A 23,544-nucleotide genomic window follows, 5' to 3' on the forward strand; every position below is an offset into this window, starting at 1 on the left:
CAGGAGCAGTTGCGAAATCAGTTCAGAAACGTTCTCTCAGGATGGGCGTCAGGCATCAGGGATTTAACAGCTGCCGGAATCTAACATAAGTATAGGACATGAGCTCTGTTCTGCGATTTTGGTCGAGCTAGCGTCGGGAGATAAACAGAGCCTTACATCCGGGGCAAAGCATGGTTTGGTTGAGCCGGATTTTTGACAACGGTTGTACTGATTTTAAGCCACAAACAGGACAGGCAGCAGTGGCAGTAGACGCACTGCTGAAGAATTTCATTGCGTAATTGATAACAGACATAACCATTAACCTTTCAATGAATGAGCTTCACCGTACCACATGTGGTTAAGTTTTAATCTATCTATTTTGACATACTGAAAATCAGGAAAGATAAATGTTCGCAGCCACAGGCCCCCTGAGACCGTTTATCCGGCAAGACTCTATGCGGCTTCCAGGGATGAGTAATTCTGATTAGCGAGAGTTAACGGCTGAAATGTGAAGCAGAACGTCTTTTCGTCCATCAGATGGGATGATGAGGCCTTTACCACTAAGAATATCAAAGCTTTTGACAATTCCTGTCATTTTATGGGACAAGTCAATTCCTTATTGAAAACACTTAAAGACTATACATTGAAAATGGCATTCAGCCACTTTTATTTTCCCTACAGGACCTCTGGACGGCTAAAAGATAATTTGCTTATATCGATTCCCTGTGTCTTAATGAATCCCATCAGTTCGATGTACTAATGAAAGTTAGAAATTTTCCGGGCAGTTCTCATTACCAGGCGCTATCGTTGATATCCCCTCTTTTGAGTCCATACGTTTAATCTTATACGTTTACTATCAATACAATCATGTATAACGGAGTCAGTATGACCTCGAGAATTATGGGCCTGGTTAAATGGTTTAACGAAGTCAAAGGTTTTGGCTTCATCTCTCCTCTTGATGGCAGCAAAGATATCTTTGTCCATTTGTCTGCACTTAATGGCGACAACTTTAAAACTTTATTTGAAGGTCAGAAAGTTGAATTCGCCATTCACCGCGGAGACAAGGGTCCTGTTGCTGCAAATGTAACACTTTGCGATAAATAAATCATTGTGGGTCTGCGATAACGATGAAGGATTATTCCTGAGTAGACAGATCCATAACTTAAATCAGATGAAAGTCGTTTATTCTTAATATCTGATCAGCATATTTTTCAAAATTATGAGTATGCTAAGCGATGTGATGAAGTGCAGTACTACTGCATAAAAAGTCTAAAAGCACAAGCTAACCACATGTTAAATAAGAAGTGCGTAATGGCTTTGACCTTAATGGCATCTGCCAGTTAATATCCACGAGAGAACAGGGTAATAGAATATGATTAAAGTCCTTGTTTTCTTTAATGCTGAATCCTGTAAAGTCATGACCGTTCTGGAAGGTATATCCTCTATCAGGCAGGAATATCCAAACGGTGAAGAAACACATCTTCGGATTATGTCTGCAGGTTTTCCTTCCTTAACTGGCGATCATGGTATTCTTTACGTGGCTACTGACAGGGAGTTAACGTCACAGGAGATACTTGATGCGGCCAGGAAATATTTATAGAATTTTTGTCATGCTCTCTGCTCCACGTTTAATTGCATGCTTACCCTATTTATCAGAATCGAACAAAAAATGAGTTAAAAGCATTTATGGCCTGCTAACAGCAGGCTTTTTTTTACATTACACTTTTTTAGAAACGTCTCTATAAAGAGAGAGTAATTCGCTACCCTCTGACAAAATGCAGGTGTCTCCCCCCTGCGTGCCATCTTGCCATTTGTGAAAACCTTGCTAAGTGGCGGCGCTGTCTCTCCTCATTTTAAATCTCATCAGGTGTGACTGAAGCAATAAGTTATGAGGGTATAAAAAGGCTCTCCGGATGACTCCTGGCATCATAGTTTTAAGTACCTTCAAAAATGCATGGACATTTCGTAGGAGTTGTAATTTAGTTCTTGCACATTCTTCTTAATTTTGTCTTGCGATAAGAGATTTATATAAGTAGTCTAAACCTCGTTAATAACAATATGTACCAATCGGATAAAAATGCTCAGTAAGAAAAATCGGGTTGATGAGCAACCGTCGACATTGGTATTTGCTGAACAAGGAAAAAACTTTAAAAGGTCTCTTTATGTCAGATGCTCTTACACAGTTAAACAATATCCGTACCTTACGTTCTCAGACTCGTGAAATGTCATTAGATGTACTGGAAGATGTTCTGGAAAAGTTTAAAATTATTCTTATAGAACGACGAGAAGAAGAGACATTACGTCTTGCAAATGAAAGTCAGCGCCGCGATAAACTGGAAACACTTCGTCAGATGATGCTTGATGAGGGTATCGACCCCTCCGAACTTTTAGCTGCTATTGGCTCTCCGGGTAAGGCTAAAAGGACGCGCTCCCCCCGCCCCGCGAAGTATCGATATACTGACGAAACTGGAGAGTCAAAAACATGGTCAGGTCAGGGGCGAATGCCGAAGCGGATCTCAAATCTGATTGCTGAAGGTGGAGAATTAAAAGATTTCGAAATCAGCTAAAAAAGAGCCGGGCATACCCGGCTCTTTTTACGGATAGCCCACAACCATCCTTAGAGGATCGTCGAGAAGCATCTGGTTCGTAACCGGCTTCAACAAGGTGTTTCATGAAGAGATTATGTTGCGCTATAAACTGGGTAAAGAAGGTATTAATGGTGACATTACGCAGTTGTAATGCAGCCAACACCACAGTTTTTCCTCTCATAGCATAATGCGGACGGGGTTAGTAGGCTGGAGGTCTTTAGTGAACGGCAAGCGGACGCCCTCGTAGATTAAACAGGCGTCCGATATCTTGAAGTGGACAGATTACCTAACCCGCTTTCCCGTTTCGTCAATGACCTTCTCGCCATCCTCTTTGGTAAACGCTCCTTTCTGACCTTCCGGAAGAATATCCAGCACTATTTCCGAAGGGCGGCAAAGACGAGTACCGAGCGGCGTAACGACTACCGGCCGATTAATCAGGATTGGATCTTGAAGCATGAAATCAATCAACTGCTCATCACTAAATTTCTCTTCATCAAGACCCAGGCGTTCATAAGGTTCAGCGTTTTTACGCAGCAAGGCGCGCACTGTAATCCCCATATCTGAAATAAGTTTAATAAGCTCATCACGGGTCGGGGGAGTATCGAGATAATAAATTATTGTCGGTTCGTTGCCGCTGTTGCGGATCATCTCCAGCGTGTTACGTGAGGTGCCACAGGCCGGGTTGTGATAGATGGTAATATTGCTCATATCAATATCTCGCTACAAGGTGACAGAGAGCCGCCACGCCAGCACAGTCAGAGTGACGAAAAGCACGGGCAGGGTCATGATTATGCCGGTGCGGAAGTAATATCCCCAGGTGATGGTCATGTTTTTCTGTGCGAGCACATGTAGCCACAGCAGGGTTGCCAGACTGCCAATCGGAGTGATTTTCGGGCCTAAATCGCAGCCAATCACGTTGGCATAAATCATTGCCTCTTTGACGACGCCTGTCGCCGTACTTCCGTCAATCGACAGCGCACCAATCAGCACCGTCGGCATGTTATTCATTACCGACGACAGGAACGCGGTCAGGAAGCCGGTGCCGAACGTTGCTGCCCATAACCCCTTTTCTGCCAGCAGGTTTAGCACGTCAGACAGAGACTCCGTGAGCCCTGCATTGCGCAGGCCATAGACCACCAGGTACATGCCCAGTGAAAAAATAACTATCTGCCATGGTGCATCGCGCAGGACTTTTCCTGTGTTGATGGCGTGACCTCTTTTCGCCACTATGAACAGTACTGCTGCGCCAGTAGCGGCTATCGCACTTATCGGGATCCCAAGAGGTTCCAGAACAAAGAAACCGACAAGCAGCAAAAACAGGACAATCCAGCCCGCCCTGAACGTTGCCGGATCCTTTATCACACTGGCAGGCGTCTTCAGCAGCGAAACGTCATACGTCACCGGAATATCCCTGCGGAAGAAGAGATGCAGCATGACCAGCGTGGCCGTAATCGCGGCCACATCTACGGGGATCATCACGGAGGCATACTGCGTAAAGCCCAGACCGAAAAAGTCCGCCGAGACGATATTCACCAGGTTAGAAACAATGAGCGGCAGGCTGGCCGTATCTGCAATGAATCCTGCGGCCATGACAAAGGCCAGTGTCGTGCCCTGACTGAATCCCAGTGCGAGCAGCATCGCAATTACGATCGGCGTCAGGATCAGTGCGGCTCCGTCATTGGCAAACAGTGTAGCAACAGCAGCCCCAAGCAAGACTATCCAGCTAAACAAAAGGCGGCCACGTCCGTTACCCCAGCGGGAGACGTGCAGTGCGGCCCATTCAAAGAAGCCGGACTCATCGAGCAGCAGGCTGATGATGATGACCGCAATAAATGCCGCTGTCGCGTTCCAGACGATATTCCAGACAACGGGAATATCAGCGATATGGATGACTCCAGTTACCAGCGCCAGCACAGCCCCGATACTCGCACTCCAGCCAATACTCAGGCCTCCGGGTTGCCAGATCACCAGTATCAACGTCAGTAAAAATATACTCCCCGCCAAAAGCATCTCAGACTCCGTTATATATGATTATGTGAATTTGTTTTCTTTTCTCAGCAGGAGGTGCAGGCTGATTTATCCAGCCATTTACACAAATCCTCCCGCATACACTGCCAGGACGTCGTGATTGTCTCAGCTGCCCATGCCGGTATGTGGGGTGACAGACGATAGTGGATCCATTTGCCTTCACGACGGTCCAGAACCAGCCCGGCCTCACGAAGGATAGCCATATGTCGCGAGACTTTGGGTTGTGATTCGGAAATGGCTGCGCAGATATCACAAACGCACAGTTCTCCTGACTCCCGGAGAATCATGACGATGGCGAGCCGAGTTTCATCCGACAGGATTTTGAAAAGCTGAACAGGTTGTAGCATTTTTCACTCCGTTCCCTTTAGAATATATATATGATAAATCATATGTGTTAAATTTGAAATCATCTACTCTCTCCGGAGGAGAAAAATGGAACAATTTCCTGCCCTTAATATTGAATTCTTTGATCAACACATCGCTGAACGCCTGAACCTGCAAGCGCCACCACGGGTTCTTATCCTGTATGGCTCAGTAAGAGAGCGCTCCTACAGCCGCTTTGCCGCGGAGGAAGCCGGTCGTCTTCTGACTGCAATGGGCGCGGAGGTGGAATTCTTTAACCCCTCTGGTTTACCCCTGCCTGATGATGCGCCAGACACGCACCCTAAGGTCACCGAACTACGCGGCCTGGTCAGATGGTGTGACGGGATGGTGTGGAGTTCCCCTGAGCGGCATGGGACGATGAGCGCGGTGATGAAGGCGCAAATAGACTGGATACCCTTAAGTGAAGGAGCGGTTCGTCCTTCGCAGGGCAAGACACTTGCAGTGATGCAGGTCTGCGGTGGTTCGCAGTCCTTTAATGCGGTGAACCAAATGCGCATTCTGGGCCGATGGATGCGGATGTTCACTATCCCCAACCAGTCCTCCATTGCTAAGGCATGGCAAGAGTTCGACGAAAACGGCCGAATGAAACCTTCGTCATGGTATGACCGTATCGTCGATGTAGCCGAGGAGCTGTTTAAAATCACGGTGCTGCTTAAGGGACAAACTGGTTATCTTGCAGATCGTTACAGCGAGAGAAAAGAGAGCTATCAGGAGCTTTCATCCCGTGTCAATCAGGACAAAATTTAACGTATATTTTTCGTGAATCCATACTGCATGAGATTAATAACATCCACTATGGCACAAAGGAGATATCCCATCCTGTGTCAGAATATGAAAAACTACCTTGAGGTGAACTAGTAACTCTGGTTATGACGTGGCGCTTGCGCGTCATGATGCAAAACTAATTTTGATGTTTAATGAAATCCTGGTTGCACCCAAGCTAAGCGCTTCATGCTAAATTTTAGGCGAAGGAATAACAGAAGTCCTGTCCATTGCGTGTTATAACCGAGGTTGAAAACCGGCACACTGGCGGTTGAGAGGCATCGCATGAAATTACAAATCACAAGAGCAATTGGCCTCAGTAAGCTCTCTCCACGTTGGGTTAAGGTTATCTGCTTACGGTTAATTAAAAATGATATTGAACGCTCTCTCAACGCTCTTCTGGTCAAAATTGATGAATCTGAACTCTCTACGGAGCAACTTAAAGCGTTTAAGGAATGCGTTGAAAGAATTAACCTGGCACGGGGTAAGGGGATGCAGGCGTGAGCATTTTTAATTAGCATTTTTCGATGCTGCATTGGTGATGATGGCTTTTATCCAAAAAATTTCGCAGGCGAATAGTAGTCTAAGCGTTTGATAAAAGGTAAGCCCAAACCGTATATGCGCGGCGCGTTTGCTGCGCAAGAAATGGTTACCAGGTCAAATCTGTTTTTCAGTGTGACGACTCAACTAGATATCACCACCCACAGTCCCTATCTCGTCTTCTTTCTCATCAAAAGGAGAAAAAACTTTTAGGCACCCAAATAGGCCCCTAAGAAAAGTTGAACTAGCAGTTATTCAAATTAATTCAATGAATTACACAACCAATTCAGACTCCGCCAGCGATTACCAGAGTCATCCGATGAAGTCCTAAGAGCCCGCACGGCGCAAGCCCTGCGGGCTTTTTTGTGTCTATCGTTGTCCGAGGGCAACCAGCTTAATCCAGAGAAATCGATGCAGCTCTCGCGTTTAGGAAAAGGGCTCGTCGTACCCTCGATTGCAATTTCTGTTTACGAAATTTATACCGCTGAGAATAAGGTCTCAGAATCGGGGCGGCAAATAGTGATAAACGCCGCAGGCTGCGTAATGGCGGGATTGATGTATGGGCCAGATGCACCTGTTTGTGTACTTATTGGTGGTTTTGTCAGCGGTGCTCTTGCAGTATGGGAGATGGGGAGTGTGTGGAATTGATTATGCAATAGGTTAATTCAATATCTCTGGTAAAGGGTCAGGAAGCGACAGATTTATCCCAGGCGCAGTCTAACGTAGTGATCAATGGCAATAGCACAGGCATTATTGTACAAGGGCAAATACTGGAAGCAGCTGTTCAGGTTAATGATCATCACTATATCTTTTTTAACGAATGACATTATTTTCGAGGAGTCACTGACAATTGCTCTTATCGATGCTAAGGATGGCGTTAAAGAAATCGTCCGTTTGGGTAATGAGTATTCTACGGGAAGTTTTGAGGTATTATCCGTTGCCGTAGCTAGTATCAATTTCAGATTCATTGGTAATTTTCTCTGGACAGTGAACAACGTCGACTCCCCGCGCTTAAGGCTTCCTTTTGGCTCAGACCCCAAGGTGTAAAACGAGAGGCTGGCCTGAAAAAATACATGACGATTTCAGCCACTCCTGCGCCAGAGAAAGTTCGTTGATGCGACTTTCTGCAAAGCGCAACGTCAGTACGTTAACATTGTAAAGGCCCCGACAAGACCTCTTATTATGTAGCTCGTAAAGCTACATTCTGCACGCGTCCATTCACACACTTTATTTATCCAGGCATAAGTCTGGAAATACTCAGTAAATCAACATCCTTAACAGAATCTATAGTTCCGAAATTACACCACCCGCGTATACTGCATTCACGCCACCGAAAAACACCTCAACGCAAAAGGATTCGCACCCATGACAGCGTCCTCAAACCGCATCGCAAGCCAGGCTATCGTGGCTCTCACGTTATTGCTCAGCGGCTGCGTTTACCATGATTATCCCTCCCCTCGTATTGAGGGCACATTGAATAACGCAGGGAAACCGCTGCCCCGGGTAACCGTTTCGTTAGTAGAATTCGACCGACAAATTGCCACGACACAAACGGATAATAATGGGTATTTTTCTTTCGTACCGCAGGGAGACTGGCATGTTTTTATACCCGTCGGATCGCAAGATCGCCTGAGTAGCTGGACACTGACAACAATCGACCCTCAGGGACAAAAACGCGATATTTACACCTCCCGACGCTTTGGCGGGCCTTTTTCAGGCTATTCCAGGAGCGACAACGTGAAACTGTTCTGCGAACTCTCCCCAACAAGCGGGGAGAGTCAAAATATATTTTGCGAAGCTCAGTGAGTTAATTAACTTTACTCATGGCCAAAAGCCACCCGTAATATGTATATGCACGCCCCTGGTACACGGCATTGAACCTGAAAATAATTAATTCCTCTGCGTAACTAAATACGCTTCACGGTATAACGCCAAAATAACATTACAGTTTTTTCCTAAAGCCACGCCGCTTCGTCTGTGCCATGCTGAATCACGCTCATAACCGATAACGTTAAATGAGGATATTATGAAAAAAACAATTATCGCATTATCTGCCGTTCTGCTGGCTTCCCCAGTATTTGCTGCGACCACACATGCAACTGACGATACCGTCGCTGCGGCGAAGGCAAACGCCAACGACGCGAAGCAAAAACTGCACGAAGAGCAGAATAAAGGCGAAGAGCTGAAGCTGAAACAGAAGCATGCTGCAGAGGGTAAAACCGAAAACTTAGGCAGCAAGGTCAGCGAAGATTCCCAGAAAGCCTGGCATAAAACCAAAGAAGGTACCGAGAAAGGGTGGGATGCCACCAAAGAAGGTGCTGAGAAAGGCTGGAATAAAACCAAAGAAGGTGCCAGCGAGCTGGAAAAGAAAGTCACTGAGTAATCCCTTCGAAAGGCCGCAGACGCGGCCTTTTTTATTCCCTCCTGCCCTTCTTCCTGCAGACTAAACTTGTCTCAGGGGGACTCCATCATGAACAGCGAACACACCGCACCTGAAACCCAGGGCGTTACCGTTGAATTACTCTCCGTCGTCGATCTGGGTCCGGAAATAGCGGGCATGGCCGGTCGTCAGCTTCGCATGCGCAGGGTCACTCTCGCTCCCGGCGCGGTCTTTGGTCCGGTGCATAATCATATCGACAGACCCGGCACCGTATTTATCCTTGAAGGTACCATCACCGATCATCGTCACGGTATTGCGACTGATTACGGTCCCGGTGTCGGCTGGCCGGAAGATCACAACACGGTCCACTGGCTGGAAAACCGGGGTCTGGTAACCGCCGTCGAGATCTCGGTGGATATTATTAAGACGTCCTGACGCCTAAAAGCCGAATAGATCCCCGGGGTTGCGCGTTAACGCCTTGCCACCCCTAAAGAGATCCTGAGATGTTGCGACGCCTGGTTATTCTGTTCGTGTTGCTCTGTCCGCTGGCGCAGGCCGCCCCGCAGAGCTATACCATTGATACTGAAAACACCGCCATACGGTTATCCTGGCACGCCTTCGGGGGGATCCTCTCCTGGGCCAGATTCAGTGGCGTCACGGGTTCCGTAACGCTTAACCCGGATAAGGATATCGATGACCATATTCATGTCACCCTTCCCGTGGCCACCCTGGTTGCCTCAAACAGCCTGCTCACCTGGCAACTGAAAAGCGACATGTTTTTTGAATCTGAACGTTATCCTGTTATCGAATTTATCAGCTCACGCGTGGTCGCTCAAGGTTCAGGAACGTTCAGGGTGTTCGGAACATTGACCGTACGCGACATTGCCCGCCCGGTCATTCTGGACGCCATCGTGAAAGATCCGCACGCGCCGGTCCTTACGCTGGATGCGACAACGACCATTTCGCGCGCGGCCTACGGCATGGATAAATTTGCGCTGGTCGTTGATGACAGGATTGCCATCACCATTGCGATTCAGGCTAACGGTATCCCGTCATCCTGAAATCAGGCTTTGCAGCTGCTCTGCACTGCCCCGCAACTGTGGGAGCGGGTTGCGGCCGATCAGCACAAACTGATATCCCGCTTTCTGCCACCACACCAGGTTCATGTCGTGCCGCTGTTCCTGTTGAGCGGCTGTCGTTGTCTGCTCTGTCGGGGAGATACACAGCGCCATTGGGCCGTAGTCGGCATTTATCCAGGCTATTTGCGCGATAGAGGTGGTTTCATAGCGCAGCATGCGGACCATTTTAAGCTCTGCTCCATGGAGGATAAGCTGTGACGCCTGAAGTTGCAGGCCGATATCCTGCGCTGCCCGTTCCAGCCCACGCTGCAGAACATGCGGCGCGCTGTCCATATCCAGCAATGTCTCGACGCTGTAAAGCGACATGTATTGCGCTTCGAGGTCACGAATATGGGCGTTTTCATCAGAAGGTGCGAAAGCGGGTCGCAACCCATATCCCACGCCGGAACCGACCACCAGGAAACTGACCGACGCGGCAATGAGTGCGCGCCGGCTTACGCCAGCCGGGGTAGCGGGCTTCGGATCGGGCAGTTCCGCCAGCCGGGCCTGCATCTTCTCCAGAGGAGCATCATCCAGCATAGCGGCAAACGCGCCGGGATAATCCGCATTGCTTTTCATTAACTCGGCGGTCCGCCCGGAGAGGCGCTCGTCACGTCTCAACTGTTCTTCAAATTTTTGCGCGTCGGCATGACACATCTCGCCATCTATCCATGCCACGATAGCCTCATCGTTAAAGGGCGCTGTAAAACGGTGCGCGTTCAAGAGCGTTTCTCCTTAACCGGGGGCAAGGCATCGGCAGACGACGCTGCCAGCGTTGCCCGTGCCGTCGCCAGTCGGCTCATTACGGTACCGATCGGCACCGCCAGGGTGTTCGCGGCTTCCTGATAGGTAAAACCTTCGACATACACCAAAAAAACCGTGTTGCGCTGGGCTTCCGGAAGCACGTTGACACGCTGCATCACCTTCAGGTAATGCAGGTGCGTCTCATCCTGTTCACGGGTATCCGGCGCCAGAAGCTCGTCGCTGGCGACAAACCCCTGCCCCTGACGAACATGGCGTGCCCGAAGCTCAGAGATCCAGATGGAGTGCAATATCGCAAACAGCCACCTGTCGATACGCGTACCGGGCATGTACTGACTGCTTTTTTCAAGCGCGCGGACGCAGGTGGACTGAACCAGCTCTTCGGCGACATCCCTGTTTCGCGACAACACCAGCCCATAACGCCAGAGACGTGAGAGGTGTGCGGCTAACTGTTGGCGAACCTCACGGGTAGCGATGTGTTTTCCCTCCACGAGAAAATCAGGATTCCGGATGTCCGTTAATGGCAGCCTGCAGGTCACGGTACTCTTCACAGGACTGGCCGCAAATACCGGCAATCACTTTCAGTTGCTCTTTGGCCAGATCCGGACGTCCTTTGACCATCCACGCCTCGCCCAGGTATTCACGGGCTTTGGCATAATCCGGGGCGATAGCCAGCGCACGCTGGTAGTAACCGATACCTTCATCCGTACGACCCAGTTTGCGGGTGGCATACCCGCGATAGTTCCATGCTTCAGCCGTGTTGTTATTTTTTAGCGAATCAAGAAGGTTCAGCGCCGCCTGGTACTCGCCTTTTTTAGCAAGGTGATAGGCATAGTTGGTTTTGTCCTGATCGCTAAGGCTGCTGCTCTTATCGGGCACACATTTCTGAGTTGCACTGTCATACACCTGTCCGGACGGACAGTCGGGTGTTTTACTCTCGGTACTATTATCGCCCATCGCCAGCGCGAGAGGAGACAACAGGGAAAAAATCAGCACCGGGATCAAACGCACAGAGGTGGTGTTCATAAAAGGCTCCAGGGTGAATGGGAATGACGTCAGTAAACGCGTGAGCGATGCATTTTATTCATTCCCGGGCCCCTCTTTTTTTTCTCAGAATCATGTTGACGTCGTATCCCCATTAAATGTTGAGCGGGATATTTTATCTTTACTCCCTGTTAGTTATTATTTTTCTCTCAGTAGCAGAATCCCGACACCGCACAAGAATATATTTTTAATTAATTACCAACATAATATATGTTATATCAAAAACGTTACCCTAACTTAAACGTATATTAAGCCGGCATAAACAATAGCGTTTAACACCATCCTAAAAAAACTCCCCTGTTAAATATTTATTCGTGCCAAAGCGATAAAAAAACACATTTCACAACCAAATAAAATAACAAGAAAAACAATGTCTTATATTTTTTAAATTATAATAGCCAGCTATGAATTAATGCCCCCTTCAACGCTTCACACAGTGTTTACAGATGCTTAATTTGCACATTCAGACTTTTCTGGCTATATCATTTTTATATCGTCAAAACCAATACCTCCATTAATTACAGGGTTTTATACAACACAAAAATACAAATAAACGACATTCTCTCTCATGAGTAATTAGATTCGCTCTGATGTTGCCACTCTGGATTATGGCGGGCATCGTTCGCTCTAAAAAAAATAACGGTGAGTGCTGCGTAAATAACAGCAACTCCGCCGGGGGCGTGCTTTACCTTCCGCAGAGATGGCGCATCTTGCACGCCGTTCACGACAACTCTGCTGGAGTAATACCTAAATGAGCCAAATCTCTGTTATATCGAAACTCACTGGCGTGGAAACTACCACGGAAGGCACACAGGTTACGCTGAGCCATTCCTCTATCGTTGAGCTTCATGTAGAGCGAGCCGATGTCTCCCACTTCGCCCGCAGTGGTAACGATCTGGTGGTCACGCTGCACTCTGGCGAGGTCATTACCCTGAAGAATTTCTACGTCACCGACGCGGAGGGGGTGAGTCAGCTGGTCCTGGAAGAGAGTGACGGTGCGCTGTGGTGGATTGAAGATCCTACCGGGGCTGCTACCTACGAATCTATCGCCTCCACGGACGTATTACTGGCGGCCTCAGGCGGTGATACCGGTGGCGCAGCCATCTGGCCATGGGTACTCGGTGGTCTTGCTGTCGCAGGCGGGATCGCTGTCGCGGCAAGCAGCGGCGGCGGAGGGGGGGGCGACGATGATGATGACAATACGAACCCCGGCACGCCGGGCAATCCTTCCGATCCGGATACCACACCGCCAAATGCACCTTCCAACCTTCAATTCTCCTCAGATGGTAAAACTGTCACAGGTACTGCCGAACCCGGCAGTACGATTACGCTGAAAGACGCGGACGGCAATCTGGTCGGCACAGGTAAAACCGGTAGCGACGGCAAATTCACCATTGTTCTGGGCACGCCGCTGACGAATGGCGAGCAACTTACCGCCACAGCAACCGACTCATCAGGCAATACCAGCCAGGCCGGCCATGTTACAGCACCGGATACCACCGCACCCGATGCGCCCGATATCGTAATTGTGAATGACGACGTTGGCGGAGAAACCGGACCGCTGACTAACGGTCAGCGTACCGATGATGCCCGCCCCACCTTCAGCGGCATCGGCGAAGCAGGCAGTACCATCACCCTGTACGATAATGGTCAGCCAATTGGCACGACCAAGGTTGATGCCAGCGGAAACTGGACCTTTACCCCGGGTACAAATCTCGCTAACGGAAGCCATTCCATTACTACCACCGCGACCGACGCGGCAGGTAACACCAGCCCAGCCTCCGGCGCCGTGACCTTTGTGGTGGATACCGTCGCCCCCACAGCGCCGGCCATCACGCTCGTGTCAGACGATACCAATCCGGTCACCGGCTCGGTCAGTAACGGTGGTAGCACCAACGATCAGCGACCACAGCTTACCGGCACCGCGGAAGCCGGATCTACGGTCACCATTTATGATGGCGGGATCGCGATTGGCACCGCTGTCGTTGCCAGCAACGGCACCTGGACGTTTACCCCTTCGATCAATCTCAGCGAAAGCACGCATCAGCTCACCGTCCGGGCAACCGACGCCGCCGGTAACACCGGACCGGCTTCCCCGGTGTTCACCGTTACCATCGATCTCACCGCACCAACTGCGCCAACCGCCATCGTGCTGAACGATGAAACGGGTGCCATCAAAGGCGCAATTACCTCTGGCCTGTTCACTGATGCCGCTAAACCTGTTCTTGCAGGGAGAGGAGAGCCCGGTGGGACAATTACGATTTTTGATAACGGCGTGCCCATTGCGACCGTTAAAGTTCAGCCCAACGGCACCTGGAGCATCACACCGGACAAACCGCTTTCGGAGGGGGCTCACTCAATAACGGTGCAGGTCACCGACGCTGCCGGGAACCAGAGTGGGTTGTCGCAGCCAATCAACTTCATTGTCGATACCACGCCACCTGACACGCCCGACATCACGCTTAATCCGGCAGGCACGCAGATTACCGGCACTGCCGAGCCAAACAGCAGCATTGTCATCACCAGCAGCGACGGCACCATAATTGGCCGGACAACAACGGACGGCAACGGCAACTTCGTTGCCACGTTAACGCCGGCGCAAACTAACGGCCAGCAGATCTCCGTGGTGGCGTCTGATGCTGCAGGTAACCAGAGCACGCCTGCGACCGTCACGGCTACGGACACAACCCCTCCTGTCGCCCCCGGCAACCTTCAGGTGGCAGAAAACGGCCAGAGCGTCAGCGGCACGGCGGAGCCAGGCAGCACCGTCACCATTAAAGATCCTAACGGCGCGGTCATCGGTGAAACCACCGCCAACAGCGATGGCACCTTTACGGCGGTTATTAGTCCTGCACAGACCAACGGTGAAGTGCTGACGGTCGTGGCAACCGACGGCAGCGGTAACGCCAGCCTGCCCGCTACAGCCGATGCACCAGATACCACGGCGCCACTGGCTCCGGACAACGTTGTTGTCTCAGATGACGGTACCAAAGTGACAGGTACCGCAGAGCCAGGCAGCACCGTGACCATCCGTGAAAATGGCGTCACGGTTGGCGAGGCGAAAGCCAATGACGACGGCAGCTTCACCGTCACGCTGACCCCACCAAAAGCCAACGGTGAAACCCTGACCGCAGATGCCACCGATCCCGCCGGCAATACCGGGCCAACAACCCCTGCCATTGCGCCGGATATTACCGCCGCGCAAACGCCGGTTATCGTTTCAGTGGACGACGATGCCTCTGCCACTACAGGCCCTGTCGCCCAGAACGGGCTCACTAATGACCGGACACCAACCATAAACGGAACGGGCGAGCCTGGCACAACCATCACGCTCTCCAGCGGCGGCACGGTCATCGGCACGGTACTCGTTCCGGCATCTGGCGTATGGAGTATCACGCCATCCTCGCCACTTGCTGATGGCGGCCACGTGCTGACCGCAACGGCAGTTGACGCCGCCGGTAACCCAAGCGGGCCATCAAATGCCTGGAGTATCACTGTCGACGGTACCGCACCCGAAGTACCGGTAATTTCGCAAGTGGTGGACGATGTTCAGGGAAGTACAGGCGCGCTCACCGCAGGTGCCATCACGAACGATCCAACCCCGACACTTAACGGCACTGCCGAACCGGGCTCAACGGTCACCATTCGTCTGGACGGTGTTGATATCGGCACCGCGCTGGTCGGTAGCGGCGGCGCGTGGACATTTACGCCAGGCACACCGATTGGTAACGGTGAGCATACCCTGACCGCCGTCACCACCGACACGGCAGGTAACATCAGCCTGCCGTCAGGCGGCTTCACCTTTACGGTCGATATCACCCCGCCACCGGCGGCGACCATCACAACCGTAACCGATGACGTCGGTGACGTTCAGGGCCCGCTCACCAGCGGCGACACCACGGATGACACGCAACCGTTGCTGCAGGGCAGCGCGCCGGCAGGTACGGTTATTACGCTTTATGATGGCAATACCCTGCTCGGTACCGCCACACTCGACGGTACCGGCGGCTGGAGCTTCACCCCTACCACCCCGCTCACCAACGGCTCGCACTCTCTGACAGTTCATGCGACCGATACCGCCGGGAATACGACCGTCTCCAGCCCGTTTGTGCTGGTGGTCGATACCGTGGCACCCGCCACGCCGGAGACGCCAGAAATCACCGTGAACCCTGACGGCGGCACAACAGAAACCCCGCTGAACCCGGGAGAGACCACCCGCGATACCACGCCGACGCTGAGCGGCACCGGCAATCCGGGCGATACCGTGACTATCTACAACGGCACCGACAAAATTGGTGACGCCGAGGTGGACAGCAACGGTAACTGGACATGGACACCGGAGATCCCACTGGCCAACGGTACCTACGACATCACCCTGACCGTCACCAACAAGGACGGCGCGGGCAACGAAAGCGCCCCGTCCCAGCCGGTGACCATCACCATTGACACCGACCCGCCAGCTACGCCAGCAGCACCGGTGATTACGGACAGCGTCAGCCAGATAACCGGACCGGTTGCCGACGGGGAAACCACGAACGATCCGCGTCCGGTCCTGAGCGGCACCGGCACGGCGAACGATGTGGTTATTATTTATGACAGCATTAATGGTCAGCCTGCCACCGAAGTGGGTCGCGTCACCGTAGACAGCAACGGCAACTGGAGCTGGCGCCCTGACGCCAGCATTGATGAGGGAAGCCACGAATTTACCGCCACCGCCACCGACGAAGCCGGTAACGTTTCGGCGGCGTCACCGGGGATCACTATCACCGTTGATAACGTGGCACCTGATACGCCTGTCATTAGCGCCGTTGGCGGTAAGCCAGACGGTGGTGTTACCACGGATACGACCCCCGGTGTGGGCGGTACCGGCCCTGCGGGCGAAACGGTCATCGTTTATAACAATGGCGTTGAGGTAGGGCGCGTCGAAATCGGCAGCAATGGCGAGTGGTCTCTCGATCTTCCGACCCAGACTGATGGCCCACTCAACATCACCGTTGCGGCAGTCGATGCTGCGGGTAACGTCAGCGGCCTCAGCCCGGTCTTCACCGTCACCGTTGATACCACTGCGCCAGAAATCCCGCTGATTAACGCGGTGTCTGACAGCCAGCTCACAAGCAATGTGCTTTATACCCGTGACGGCACGCCGACCCTCACGGGCACCGGCGAACCGGGTACCACCGTTATCGTCTCCGTAGACGGTACAGCATCCACGGTGCCGGTAACGGTACAGCCGGACGGCAACTGGAGCTGGACCGCCGACAGCACGCTGGCGGAAGGCCCGCATACCTTCACCGTCTCCGCGGTCGATCCGGCTGGCAATACGTCCGGTAGCTCTGCACCGCTTAGCGTTAACGTCGATACTCTGGATCCGGCTGCTCCCGCGGTTACTGGCATAGCCGCTCAAGGTACTCCATTGACCGGCACCGCCGAAGCGGGGGCTACCATCACTGTAACCGATAACAATGGTAATGTTCTCGGTACAGGCGTAGCCACCGGTGGCACCTTCTCCATCGCGCTCAGCCCAGCCCAAACGGATGGCGCTGTGCTGACGGTGACCGCGACCGATGCCGCGGGCAACCTCAGTCCTGAGGCATCCTACACCGTCACCGGTACGCTGCCGAATCTTCCGGATGTGCCCATCATTACGGCGATTAACGATGATGAAACGCCTGTCACCGGCGACGTGAAAGACAAAACCACCAACGACATTACCCCGACACTCGTGGGTACGGCCGAAGCGGGCAGCATTATCACCATCTACCAGGACGGCATCGCGGTTCCGCTGATCAACGTGATTGCTGATGCGGACGGTAACTGGAGCTATACCCCACTGATTGCGCTGGGTGAAGGGCTGCACACCTTTGAAGTGACCGCGACGGTCGGGCTCTCGACCAGCGGCCGCTCGCCGGTTGCAACCGTCACCGTTGACCTCACCGCACCGGACACGCCGACCATTGGCTCAGTGATTGATGATGTCGGCCCTGGCACTGGTCAACTCACCAATGGGCAGACCACCAACGACAACCAGCCTACCCTTACCGGCTCCGGCACGGTGGGCGATACCATCTCCGTTTACAGCAACGGAACCCTGCTGGGTACCGCACTGGTCGGCAATACGGGGACCTGGGTCTTCACACCGCCCGCGCTGGCGGAGGGCAATAACGTTCTGACCATCCGCGAGACCGACCCCACGGGCAATGAAAGTGGTCTGTCGACAGGCTTCACCATCGTCGTTGATACGGTTTCCACCACGCCAGCGATCACCAACGTAACGGATAATGTGGGCAATGCTGCCACCACGATTGTGAGCGGCGATCCGACTAATGACGCGACGCCAACCCTTTCGGGGACGGCGGAAGCGAACAGCGTGGTGAAAATTTTCGACGGCGGTACCCAGATTGCCGTGGTCACGGCTGACGGCACCGGTGCCTGGACGTTCACTCCTGACACCGCGCTCGGCGAAGGGCCTCACGCCTTCACCGTTACCGCCACCGACCCACAGGGCAACGTCAGCCAGGTGTCTAACGGCTGGAACGTCGTGGTTGACCTGACGGCGCCAACGGTTCCAACGCTGGATACAGTTAACGACAATGCCCCTGGCGGCGTGACCGGCAACCTCACCAGCGGGCAAGTCACCAACGACACCACCCCGACGATCGGCGGCACCGGACAACCGGGCAGTACAATCCACATAATGAATAACGGTACGCAAATTGGCCTTGCGACCGTCGACGGAAGTGGTAACTGGACCTTTACCCCGAGCACGCCGCTGAGCGACGGCAACTATCTCCTTCGCGCCTACGCTACCGATGCGACAGGCAATGCGTCAGCAAACTCGTCGGTCTTTGCCTTTACCGTGGATGCAGCAGGCCCTGCTGCGCCACTGGTCAGCAGTGTGATTGACGACGTCGGCCCGGTCACCGGTACGCTCACTACCGGCAACAGCACCAACGACGCGCGTCCGACCTTCAACGGTACGGGTGAAGTGGGTGCCACTGTGCATATCATTGTGGATGGCAACGAGATTGGCACCGCGGTGGTTAATGCCCAGGGGAACTGGACCTACACGCCTGACACCGCCCTGAGTGACGGGCCTCATGCCATCACCTTCAATGCCACCGATGCGGCTGGCAACACCGGCAGCACGACGGCACCGTTTAACCTGACAGTGGATACGGCACCACCGGCGGCACCGGCCATCACGACCGCGGGAGACAACGCAGGCAGCGTACAGACGCCGCTGACTTCCGGGCAAAGTACCGACGACACCACGCCAACGTTGACGGGCACCGCGGCAGCCAACGCCACGGTGACCATCTATGAGAACGGACAGCCGGTCGGCACCGCGCTGGCGGATGGCACCGGAGCATGGAGCTTTACGCCGTCATCAGCGCTGAGCAATGGCAGCCATACCTGGACCGCGACCGCGACCGACGCGGCGGGGAACGTCAGCCCGGCTTCGCCTGGCTTTACGCTGGTTGTTGATACCAGCGCCCCTAATGCGCCGGTTATCAGCCAGGCCGTTGACGATGCGGGCAGCATCACCGGCCCGCTCAGTTCAGGACAGACGACCGACGACACCGTGCCACGGCTTGTCGGGACCAGTGAGCCGTTTGCGACTGTGAATATCTACGAAGGCACAACGCTTGTCGGAACGGGCACCGCGGATGCCAGTGGCAACTGGAGTATCTTGCTTACGACCACCTTAGCCACGGGCGCGCACAGCTTCACGGCGCAGGCCACGGATGCAGCGGGTAATACCAGCGTTTCGTCAGCGGCCTTTAGCCTGACTATCGACACGACGCCGCCAGCCCTGCCGGTGCTGAGCAGCATTGTGGATGATGTGGGCAATGCGGCTACGCCGATTGCCAATGGCGGATTGACTAACGACGCGCAGCCTACCCTCACGGGTACGGCGGAAGCAGGCGCCACGGTGAAAATTTTCGATAACGGCGTCCAGATCGGTAGCGCGGTCGCGACCGGCGGGGCATGGAGCTTTACCCCTTCTCCGGCGCTGAGCAACGGGTCACACAGCCTGACCTTTACCGCCACCGATGCCGCGGGCAATACCAGCGCCCCGACCACCGCCTATGTGATCAACGTGGATGCCGCCGCGCCAGCTGCGCCGGTCATCAGTGCGGTTGTCGATGATGTCGGCAGCATCACCGGACCGGTAACCGGCAATAACCCGACTAATGACGCGCGTCCAGCGCTGAACGGGACCGCAGAAGCCAACGCGACGGTGCGCATCTATGACGGCACGACGCTTGTCGGCACGGTCACCGCCGATGCGAACGGCAACTGGACGCTACCGCAAACCACCACCACACTGACGGAAGGCACGCATAACTTCACCGCCACCGCCACCGATGCCGCGGGCAACACCAGTACGCCATCGGCCACCACCACCATTACCGTGGATCTGACTGCACCGAACGTGCCGGCAAGCCTTGCCGTGATCACCAACGGTACGCACGTCACCGGGACCGCCGAAGCGGGTAGCACCGTTACCATCACCACCAGTACCGGAACAGTGCTCGGTACCGCGACGGCTGACGGCAGCGGAAACTTTAACGCGACAATCACGCCGGCCCAAACCAACGGTGAATCACTGCTGGTCTATGCCACCGATAAGGCGGGTAACGCCGGTGTCAGCACGTCGGTGATTGCCCCTGCGACGCCGGTGCCGAACGCACCGCTTATCACCACCATCAACGATAACGTCGGCACCGTCACCGGTAACCTGACCAACGGTAAAACCACTGACGACACCACGCCAACCCTGAGTGGTACGGCCCTGCCAGGCACCACCGTCACGCTGTATAACAACGGCGTGTCGATGGGAACGGCAGTGGCAGATAGTTCAGGCAACTGGACCTTCACCACCCCGGCGTTAAGCGAAGGCTCTCACGCCTTTACCGCCACGGCGACGAACAGTTCGGGCACCAGCCCGGTCTCTTCCGCCACCAGCGTGATTGTCGATCTGACTGCGCCAACGGCCCCAACCGGAACCTTTAACGCTGACGGTAGCGTATTGACCGGTAACGCGGAGGCAGGCAGCACCGTCTCTATCCGTCTTGGCGATGGCAGCACGGTGACCACAATCGCGGGCAGCAACGGCACCTACAGCTATACCTTCCTCAATAAACAGACGGAAGGTCAGACGCTGCAGATCACCGCCACCGATGCCGCAGGTAATACGTCGCAGCCAGGCTCAGCCCTCGCACCGGTCGTCCCGCTCTCCGCCAGCAATAACGTCGAAGAGCTGGATATCAGCACCACGGCCACCGTCACCAACAGCCAGTACAGTGATTATGGCTTCCTGCTGGTGGGTGCCGTAGGCAACGTTCTCACGTTGTTGGGTAATGATACTGCCCAGGTGGACTTCACGGTGGGCAGCGGCGGCAATGCGGATATTGTGGTGAACGCCAATGCCACGGGTGCGGTGCTTTCCCTGCTCAATACCCTTGAGCTGGTGGTACAGCGCTGGGACAGCGTCAACGGTACCTGGACTACCGTCGTGGATACCGGACAACCCCAGTTTGCCGATCTGCTGACCCTCGGGGCCACCGGCGTATCGCTGAACCTGACCGGGCTGGCGAACGGCGACTACCGGGTGCTGAGCTATAACACTAACCTGCTGGCGACCGGCTCCTACACCAGCCTCGATGTGGCGGTGAAAGAGACCAGCGCCGGTACCGTGACGGGCGACACCAGCCTGAACGGTAACGTAATTCTCGACGCCGACCCGACCGCGGGCAGCGACAACGCCCCGGCAGGCACTACTGTCTCTGCTGTCACCAACGCACTGGGTGTCACCACCAGCGTGAACGCCGACGGCACGGTTGTTCAGGGCCAGTACGGTACGCTGACCATTAATCGCGATGGCAGCTACACCTACAACCTGACCGACACCAGCGCCTCGGTTGTGGGCCGGACAGAGAGTTTCACCTACACCATCACCCATAACGGCGTCAGCGCGTCGGCGAACCTGGTACTGTCGCTGGGTGCCGGTACTACCGCTAACGGTATTGTGGCGGTGGATGACACGGCCTCGCTGACCTTTGACACCTCGGTCCATGAAATCAATAACGGCACCTCGTCGCAGGGCGGCTTTACCGTGGTGGGGATCAATCTCGGCAACACGCTGGGGCTGAACCTGCTGGACGATCTGAGCAATCCGATCATCTATAACGTGGAGGAAGGTACCACCCGCACCATGACCATTCAGGCTTCCGTGGGCGGTGTGGCGCTGGCGTCGGTATTCGACCTGTATGTCTACAAGTTCAATAACGCGACGCAGACCTTCGAGCAGATGCGCGTCGAACCGGGCTGGCTGCGTGCGCCGTTGCTGGGCGGTACCTCGTCTCAGCTGACGCTGAACCTGCCTGCCGGGGAGTACCTCTTCCTGCTGAATACGGCTGCAGGGATCACCGCCCTGACCGCCTACACGCTGAACGTGCTGGAAGATCATGTCTACAGCGTGTCGAGCGTGGGCGAGACCACCACCGGAGATGTGCTGGATAACGATGTCGCAACCGGCGCGGTGGTATCAGAAGTGAACGGCGTGGCGGTGAACAGCAGCGGCCTGACCGACATCCAGGGGGAATACGGCACGCTGAGCATCAATGCGTCCGGACAGTACACCTACACCCTGAAAGCCGGTGTGGGTGCTGACGCGATCAGTACGCCGGATACGTTCGTCTATACCATCACCGCACCAAATGGGGCGAAGGATACGGCATCGCTCAACATCACCCCAACCGCGCGGGCGATGGATGCGGTCAACGATGTCAGTACCGCGATGGACGTCACCTCAGTGCATCACACGACGACCTACTCGGATACCACCGTCGGGACGGCCAGCTGGACAACCGCGCTGCTGTCATCAACCCAGGGCAGCGGGAGCGGAACCTTCGTGGTGGATCCGAACACCGCACTGCATAACGTGTCACTGCACTTTAACGTGGCATCGCTGCTGGCATTGGGTGGCCTGACGGTGAACTGGTCAATCAGTGACGGTTCGAATGTTGTTCGCAGCGGCTCCTTCAGCGGCGGTTCGCTGTTGGGTGGCAATATCGACATCGCGCTCTCCGGGCTGGACCTGAATGCCGGAACCTATACGCTGAGCTATACCGGTAGCGTACCGGGGCTCAGCGTGGGGAACATTACCATTACCCCAAGCGTGAACGGTACCACCTACTCGCTGACCCAGTTCGACTCTACCAGCGGCCACACCGTTGACGGCAACATCTTCGATGGCACCGACTCTGCCGGGGCGATGGATCAGTTGCATTCGGTGGATACCCGCCTCAGCGTGACCGGCTACAACGGCGTGACCACCACGCTGGATCCGTACACCGGCAGCGCAACGGTCAACGTCGTCGGCCATTACGGCACGCTGGCAATTGCTGCGGACGGCCACTACACCTACACCCTCAACACCGGGGTGTCGCTCTCAACCATCACCTCGAAGGAGACCTTCAACTACACCCTGACCGATGCCGACGGGAAAACAGACAGTGCCACGCTGACCATCAATATGGCGCCGCAGTTCATCAGCTCGGAACATAACGACGTCATTACCGGCACCGCCTACGGCGACACCCTGATTTACCAGGTGCTGAACGCCACCGCAGGCAACGCCACCGCGGGCAACGTCAGCAGCACTGCCGGCGATCACTGGACCAACTTCTCGCTCACGCAGGGGGACAAAATCGATATTGGCGATCTGCTGGTGGGCTGGAACGGGAGCAGCTCAACGCTCGGTAATTATCTGCATGTTACTAATAGTAATGGCAATACCGTGATCTCCATCGACCGTGATGGTTCAGGGAGCACCTACACTAATACGACGCTCGTGACGCTGGATAACGTCCAGACCACCTACGACGAGTTAGTGAACCAGCAACACATCGTTACCTGATAGCACCTGCACAAATGACCCGGGCGCACAGCG

18 protein-coding genes and 1 pseudogene are annotated in these 23,544 nt (G+C 54.2%); 11 read left to right on the top strand and 8 right to left on the bottom strand.

Annotation, left to right across the window (positions count from 1 at the left end; genetic code table 11):
* Positions 1-127 precede the first annotated feature (127 nt).
* On the bottom strand, positions 128-298 hold the full coding sequence (locus tag ACN9MQ_RS17260) for a YnfU family zinc-binding protein (protein ID WP_305955329.1): 171 nt from the start codon (positions 296-298) through the stop codon (positions 128-130).
* Positions 299-373: 75 nt separating this feature from the next.
* Positions 374-586: pseudogene (cspF, locus tag ACN9MQ_RS17265) on the bottom strand (cold shock-like protein CspF).
* Between the two features lie 278 nt (positions 587-864).
* Here cspF and ACN9MQ_RS17270 point away from each other — a divergent pair.
* From ACN9MQ_RS17270 to ACN9MQ_RS17280, 3 genes are all read left to right on the top strand, one after another.
* Positions 865-1,083 carry a cold shock domain-containing protein gene (locus tag ACN9MQ_RS17270; protein WP_032938040.1) on the top strand — a complete coding sequence of 73 codons (219 nt, stop codon included), beginning with the start codon at positions 865-867 and terminating at the stop codon, positions 1,081-1,083.
* A 268-nt stretch (positions 1,084-1,351) separates the two neighbouring features.
* Entirely contained in the window at positions 1,352-1,579 is a 228-nt protein-coding gene (locus ACN9MQ_RS17275; RefSeq protein WP_048260112.1) for a hypothetical protein, read from the top strand.
* A gap of 562 nt (positions 1,580-2,141) precedes the next feature.
* Positions 2,142-2,546: an H-NS family nucleoid-associated regulatory protein gene (locus tag ACN9MQ_RS17280; protein WP_024274587.1), complete on the top strand. Its 405-nt coding sequence runs from the start codon at positions 2,142-2,144 to the stop codon at positions 2,544-2,546.
* 303 nt (positions 2,547-2,849) lie between these two features.
* On the opposite strand, the gene arsC is transcribed toward ACN9MQ_RS17280, so the two are convergent.
* Genes arsC through ACN9MQ_RS17295 form a run of 3 tightly spaced genes read right to left on the bottom strand, consistent with a single transcriptional unit; the run spans position 2,850 to position 4,942 of the window.
* Positions 2,850-3,275 carry a glutaredoxin-dependent arsenate reductase gene (gene arsC / locus ACN9MQ_RS17285; RefSeq protein ID WP_024274588.1) on the bottom strand — a complete coding sequence of 142 codons (426 nt, stop codon included), beginning with the start codon at positions 3,273-3,275 and terminating at the stop codon, positions 2,850-2,852.
* A 12-nt stretch (positions 3,276-3,287) separates the two neighbouring features.
* Positions 3,288-4,577, bottom strand: a complete 1,290-nt coding sequence (locus tag ACN9MQ_RS17290) for an arsenic transporter (protein WP_426262662.1) — start codon at positions 4,575-4,577, stop codon at positions 3,288-3,290.
* Positions 4,578-4,621: 44 nt separating this feature from the next.
* Positions 4,622-4,942 (bottom strand): metalloregulator ArsR/SmtB family transcription factor, encoded by a 321-nt coding sequence (locus ACN9MQ_RS17295; RefSeq protein WP_032938043.1) that lies wholly within the window; start codon positions 4,940-4,942, stop codon positions 4,622-4,624.
* 85 nt (positions 4,943-5,027) lie between these two features.
* Between ACN9MQ_RS17295 and arsH the strand changes: the two genes are divergently transcribed.
* The 7 genes from arsH (at position 5,028) to ACN9MQ_RS17330 (ending at position 9,722) form a co-directional block, all read left to right on the top strand.
* On the top strand, positions 5,028-5,726 hold the full coding sequence (arsH, locus tag ACN9MQ_RS17300; protein WP_367980020.1) for an arsenical resistance protein ArsH: 699 nt from the start codon (positions 5,028-5,030) through the stop codon (positions 5,724-5,726).
* Between the two features lie 300 nt (positions 5,727-6,026).
* Positions 6,027-6,245: a hypothetical protein gene (locus ACN9MQ_RS17305; protein ID WP_010434242.1), complete on the top strand. Its 219-nt coding sequence runs from the start codon at positions 6,027-6,029 to the stop codon at positions 6,243-6,245.
* Positions 6,246-7,013: 768 nt separating this feature from the next.
* The gene (locus ACN9MQ_RS17310) at positions 7,014-7,328 is read left to right on the top strand and encodes a hypothetical protein (RefSeq protein WP_262485910.1); all 315 of its coding nucleotides are present in this window, start codon (positions 7,014-7,016) and stop codon (positions 7,326-7,328) included.
* 318 nt (positions 7,329-7,646) lie between these two features.
* Entirely contained in the window at positions 7,647-8,087 is a 441-nt protein-coding gene (locus tag ACN9MQ_RS17315) for a carboxypeptidase-like regulatory domain-containing protein (RefSeq protein ID WP_426021197.1), read from the top strand.
* Between the two features lie 220 nt (positions 8,088-8,307).
* Positions 8,308-8,664, top strand: a complete 357-nt coding sequence (locus ACN9MQ_RS17320; RefSeq protein ID WP_014171277.1) for a hypothetical protein — start codon at positions 8,308-8,310, stop codon at positions 8,662-8,664.
* Between the two features lie 87 nt (positions 8,665-8,751).
* A complete protein-coding gene (locus ACN9MQ_RS17325; RefSeq protein WP_221716798.1) occupies positions 8,752-9,096 on the top strand; it encodes a cupin in 345 nt (114 codons plus the stop codon).
* Positions 9,097-9,164: 68 nt separating this feature from the next.
* Entirely contained in the window at positions 9,165-9,722 is a 558-nt protein-coding gene (locus tag ACN9MQ_RS17330; RefSeq protein ID WP_059306110.1) for a YceI family protein, read from the top strand.
* Here the strand turns inward: ACN9MQ_RS17330 and ACN9MQ_RS17335 are convergent.
* From ACN9MQ_RS17335 to ACN9MQ_RS17345, 3 genes are read right to left on the bottom strand one after another with little or no spacing between them, the layout of a single operon-like run.
* Complete coding sequence (locus ACN9MQ_RS17335) at positions 9,714-10,502, bottom strand: anti-sigma factor family protein (protein WP_426021196.1); 789 nt, start codon at positions 10,500-10,502, stop codon at positions 9,714-9,716. The genes ACN9MQ_RS17330 and ACN9MQ_RS17335 overlap by 9 nt on opposite strands.
* Complete coding sequence (locus ACN9MQ_RS17340) at positions 10,499-11,032, bottom strand: sigma-70 family RNA polymerase sigma factor (RefSeq protein WP_426021195.1); 534 nt, start codon at positions 11,030-11,032, stop codon at positions 10,499-10,501. The genes ACN9MQ_RS17335 and ACN9MQ_RS17340 overlap by 4 nt, the downstream gene beginning before the upstream one ends.
* Positions 11,033-11,039: 7 nt before the next feature.
* The gene (locus tag ACN9MQ_RS17345; RefSeq protein ID WP_032678808.1) at positions 11,040-11,567 is read right to left on the bottom strand and encodes a tetratricopeptide repeat protein; all 528 of its coding nucleotides are present in this window, start codon (positions 11,565-11,567) and stop codon (positions 11,040-11,042) included.
* A gap of 769 nt (positions 11,568-12,336) precedes the next feature.
* Between ACN9MQ_RS17345 and ACN9MQ_RS17350 the strand changes: the two genes are divergently transcribed.
* Positions 12,337-23,511, top strand: a complete 11,175-nt coding sequence (locus ACN9MQ_RS17350; protein WP_426021194.1) for a BapA/Bap/LapF family large adhesin — start codon at positions 12,337-12,339, stop codon at positions 23,509-23,511.
* The last annotated feature ends 33 nt before the right edge of the window (positions 23,512-23,544 follow it).

Origin of the sequence: Enterobacter sp. R-25, assembly GCF_049913205.1 — a bacterium.
Classification (GTDB): Bacteria; Pseudomonadota; Gammaproteobacteria; order Enterobacterales; family Enterobacteriaceae; genus Enterobacter; species Enterobacter ludwigii.

Bases quoted from the DNA above. Each gene is read 5' to 3' on its own strand.
- ACN9MQ_RS17260 (WP_305955329.1), bottom strand. From the start codon at position 298: ATGGTTATGTCTGTTATCAATTACGCAATGAAATTCTTCAGCAGTGCG.
- ACN9MQ_RS17270 (WP_032938040.1), top strand. From the start codon at position 865: ATGACCTCGAGAATTATGGGCCTGGTTAAATGGTTTAACGAAGTCAAA.
- ACN9MQ_RS17275 (WP_048260112.1), top strand. From the start codon at position 1,352: ATGATTAAAGTCCTTGTTTTCTTTAATGCTGAATCCTGTAAAGTCATG.
- ACN9MQ_RS17280 (WP_024274587.1), top strand. From the start codon at position 2,142: ATGTCAGATGCTCTTACACAGTTAAACAATATCCGTACCTTACGTTCT.
- arsC (WP_024274588.1), bottom strand. From the start codon at position 3,275: ATGAGCAATATTACCATCTATCACAACCCGGCCTGTGGCACCTCACGT.
- ACN9MQ_RS17290 (WP_426262662.1), bottom strand. From the start codon at position 4,577: ATGCTTTTGGCGGGGAGTATATTTTTACTGACGTTGATACTGGTGATC.
- ACN9MQ_RS17295 (WP_032938043.1), bottom strand. From the start codon at position 4,942: ATGCTACAACCTGTTCAGCTTTTCAAAATCCTGTCGGATGAAACTCGG.
- arsH (WP_367980020.1), top strand. From the start codon at position 5,028: ATGGAACAATTTCCTGCCCTTAATATTGAATTCTTTGATCAACACATC.
- ACN9MQ_RS17305 (WP_010434242.1), top strand. From the start codon at position 6,027: ATGAAATTACAAATCACAAGAGCAATTGGCCTCAGTAAGCTCTCTCCA.
- ACN9MQ_RS17310 (WP_262485910.1), top strand. From the start codon at position 7,014: ATGGCAATAGCACAGGCATTATTGTACAAGGGCAAATACTGGAAGCAG.
- ACN9MQ_RS17315 (WP_426021197.1), top strand. From the start codon at position 7,647: ATGACAGCGTCCTCAAACCGCATCGCAAGCCAGGCTATCGTGGCTCTC.
- ACN9MQ_RS17320 (WP_014171277.1), top strand. From the start codon at position 8,308: ATGAAAAAAACAATTATCGCATTATCTGCCGTTCTGCTGGCTTCCCCA.
- ACN9MQ_RS17325 (WP_221716798.1), top strand. From the start codon at position 8,752: ATGAACAGCGAACACACCGCACCTGAAACCCAGGGCGTTACCGTTGAA.
- ACN9MQ_RS17330 (WP_059306110.1), top strand. From the start codon at position 9,165: ATGTTGCGACGCCTGGTTATTCTGTTCGTGTTGCTCTGTCCGCTGGCG.
- ACN9MQ_RS17345 (WP_032678808.1), bottom strand. From the start codon at position 11,567: ATGAACACCACCTCTGTGCGTTTGATCCCGGTGCTGATTTTTTCCCTG.
- ACN9MQ_RS17350 (WP_426021194.1), top strand. From the start codon at position 12,337: ATGAGCCAAATCTCTGTTATATCGAAACTCACTGGCGTGGAAACTACC.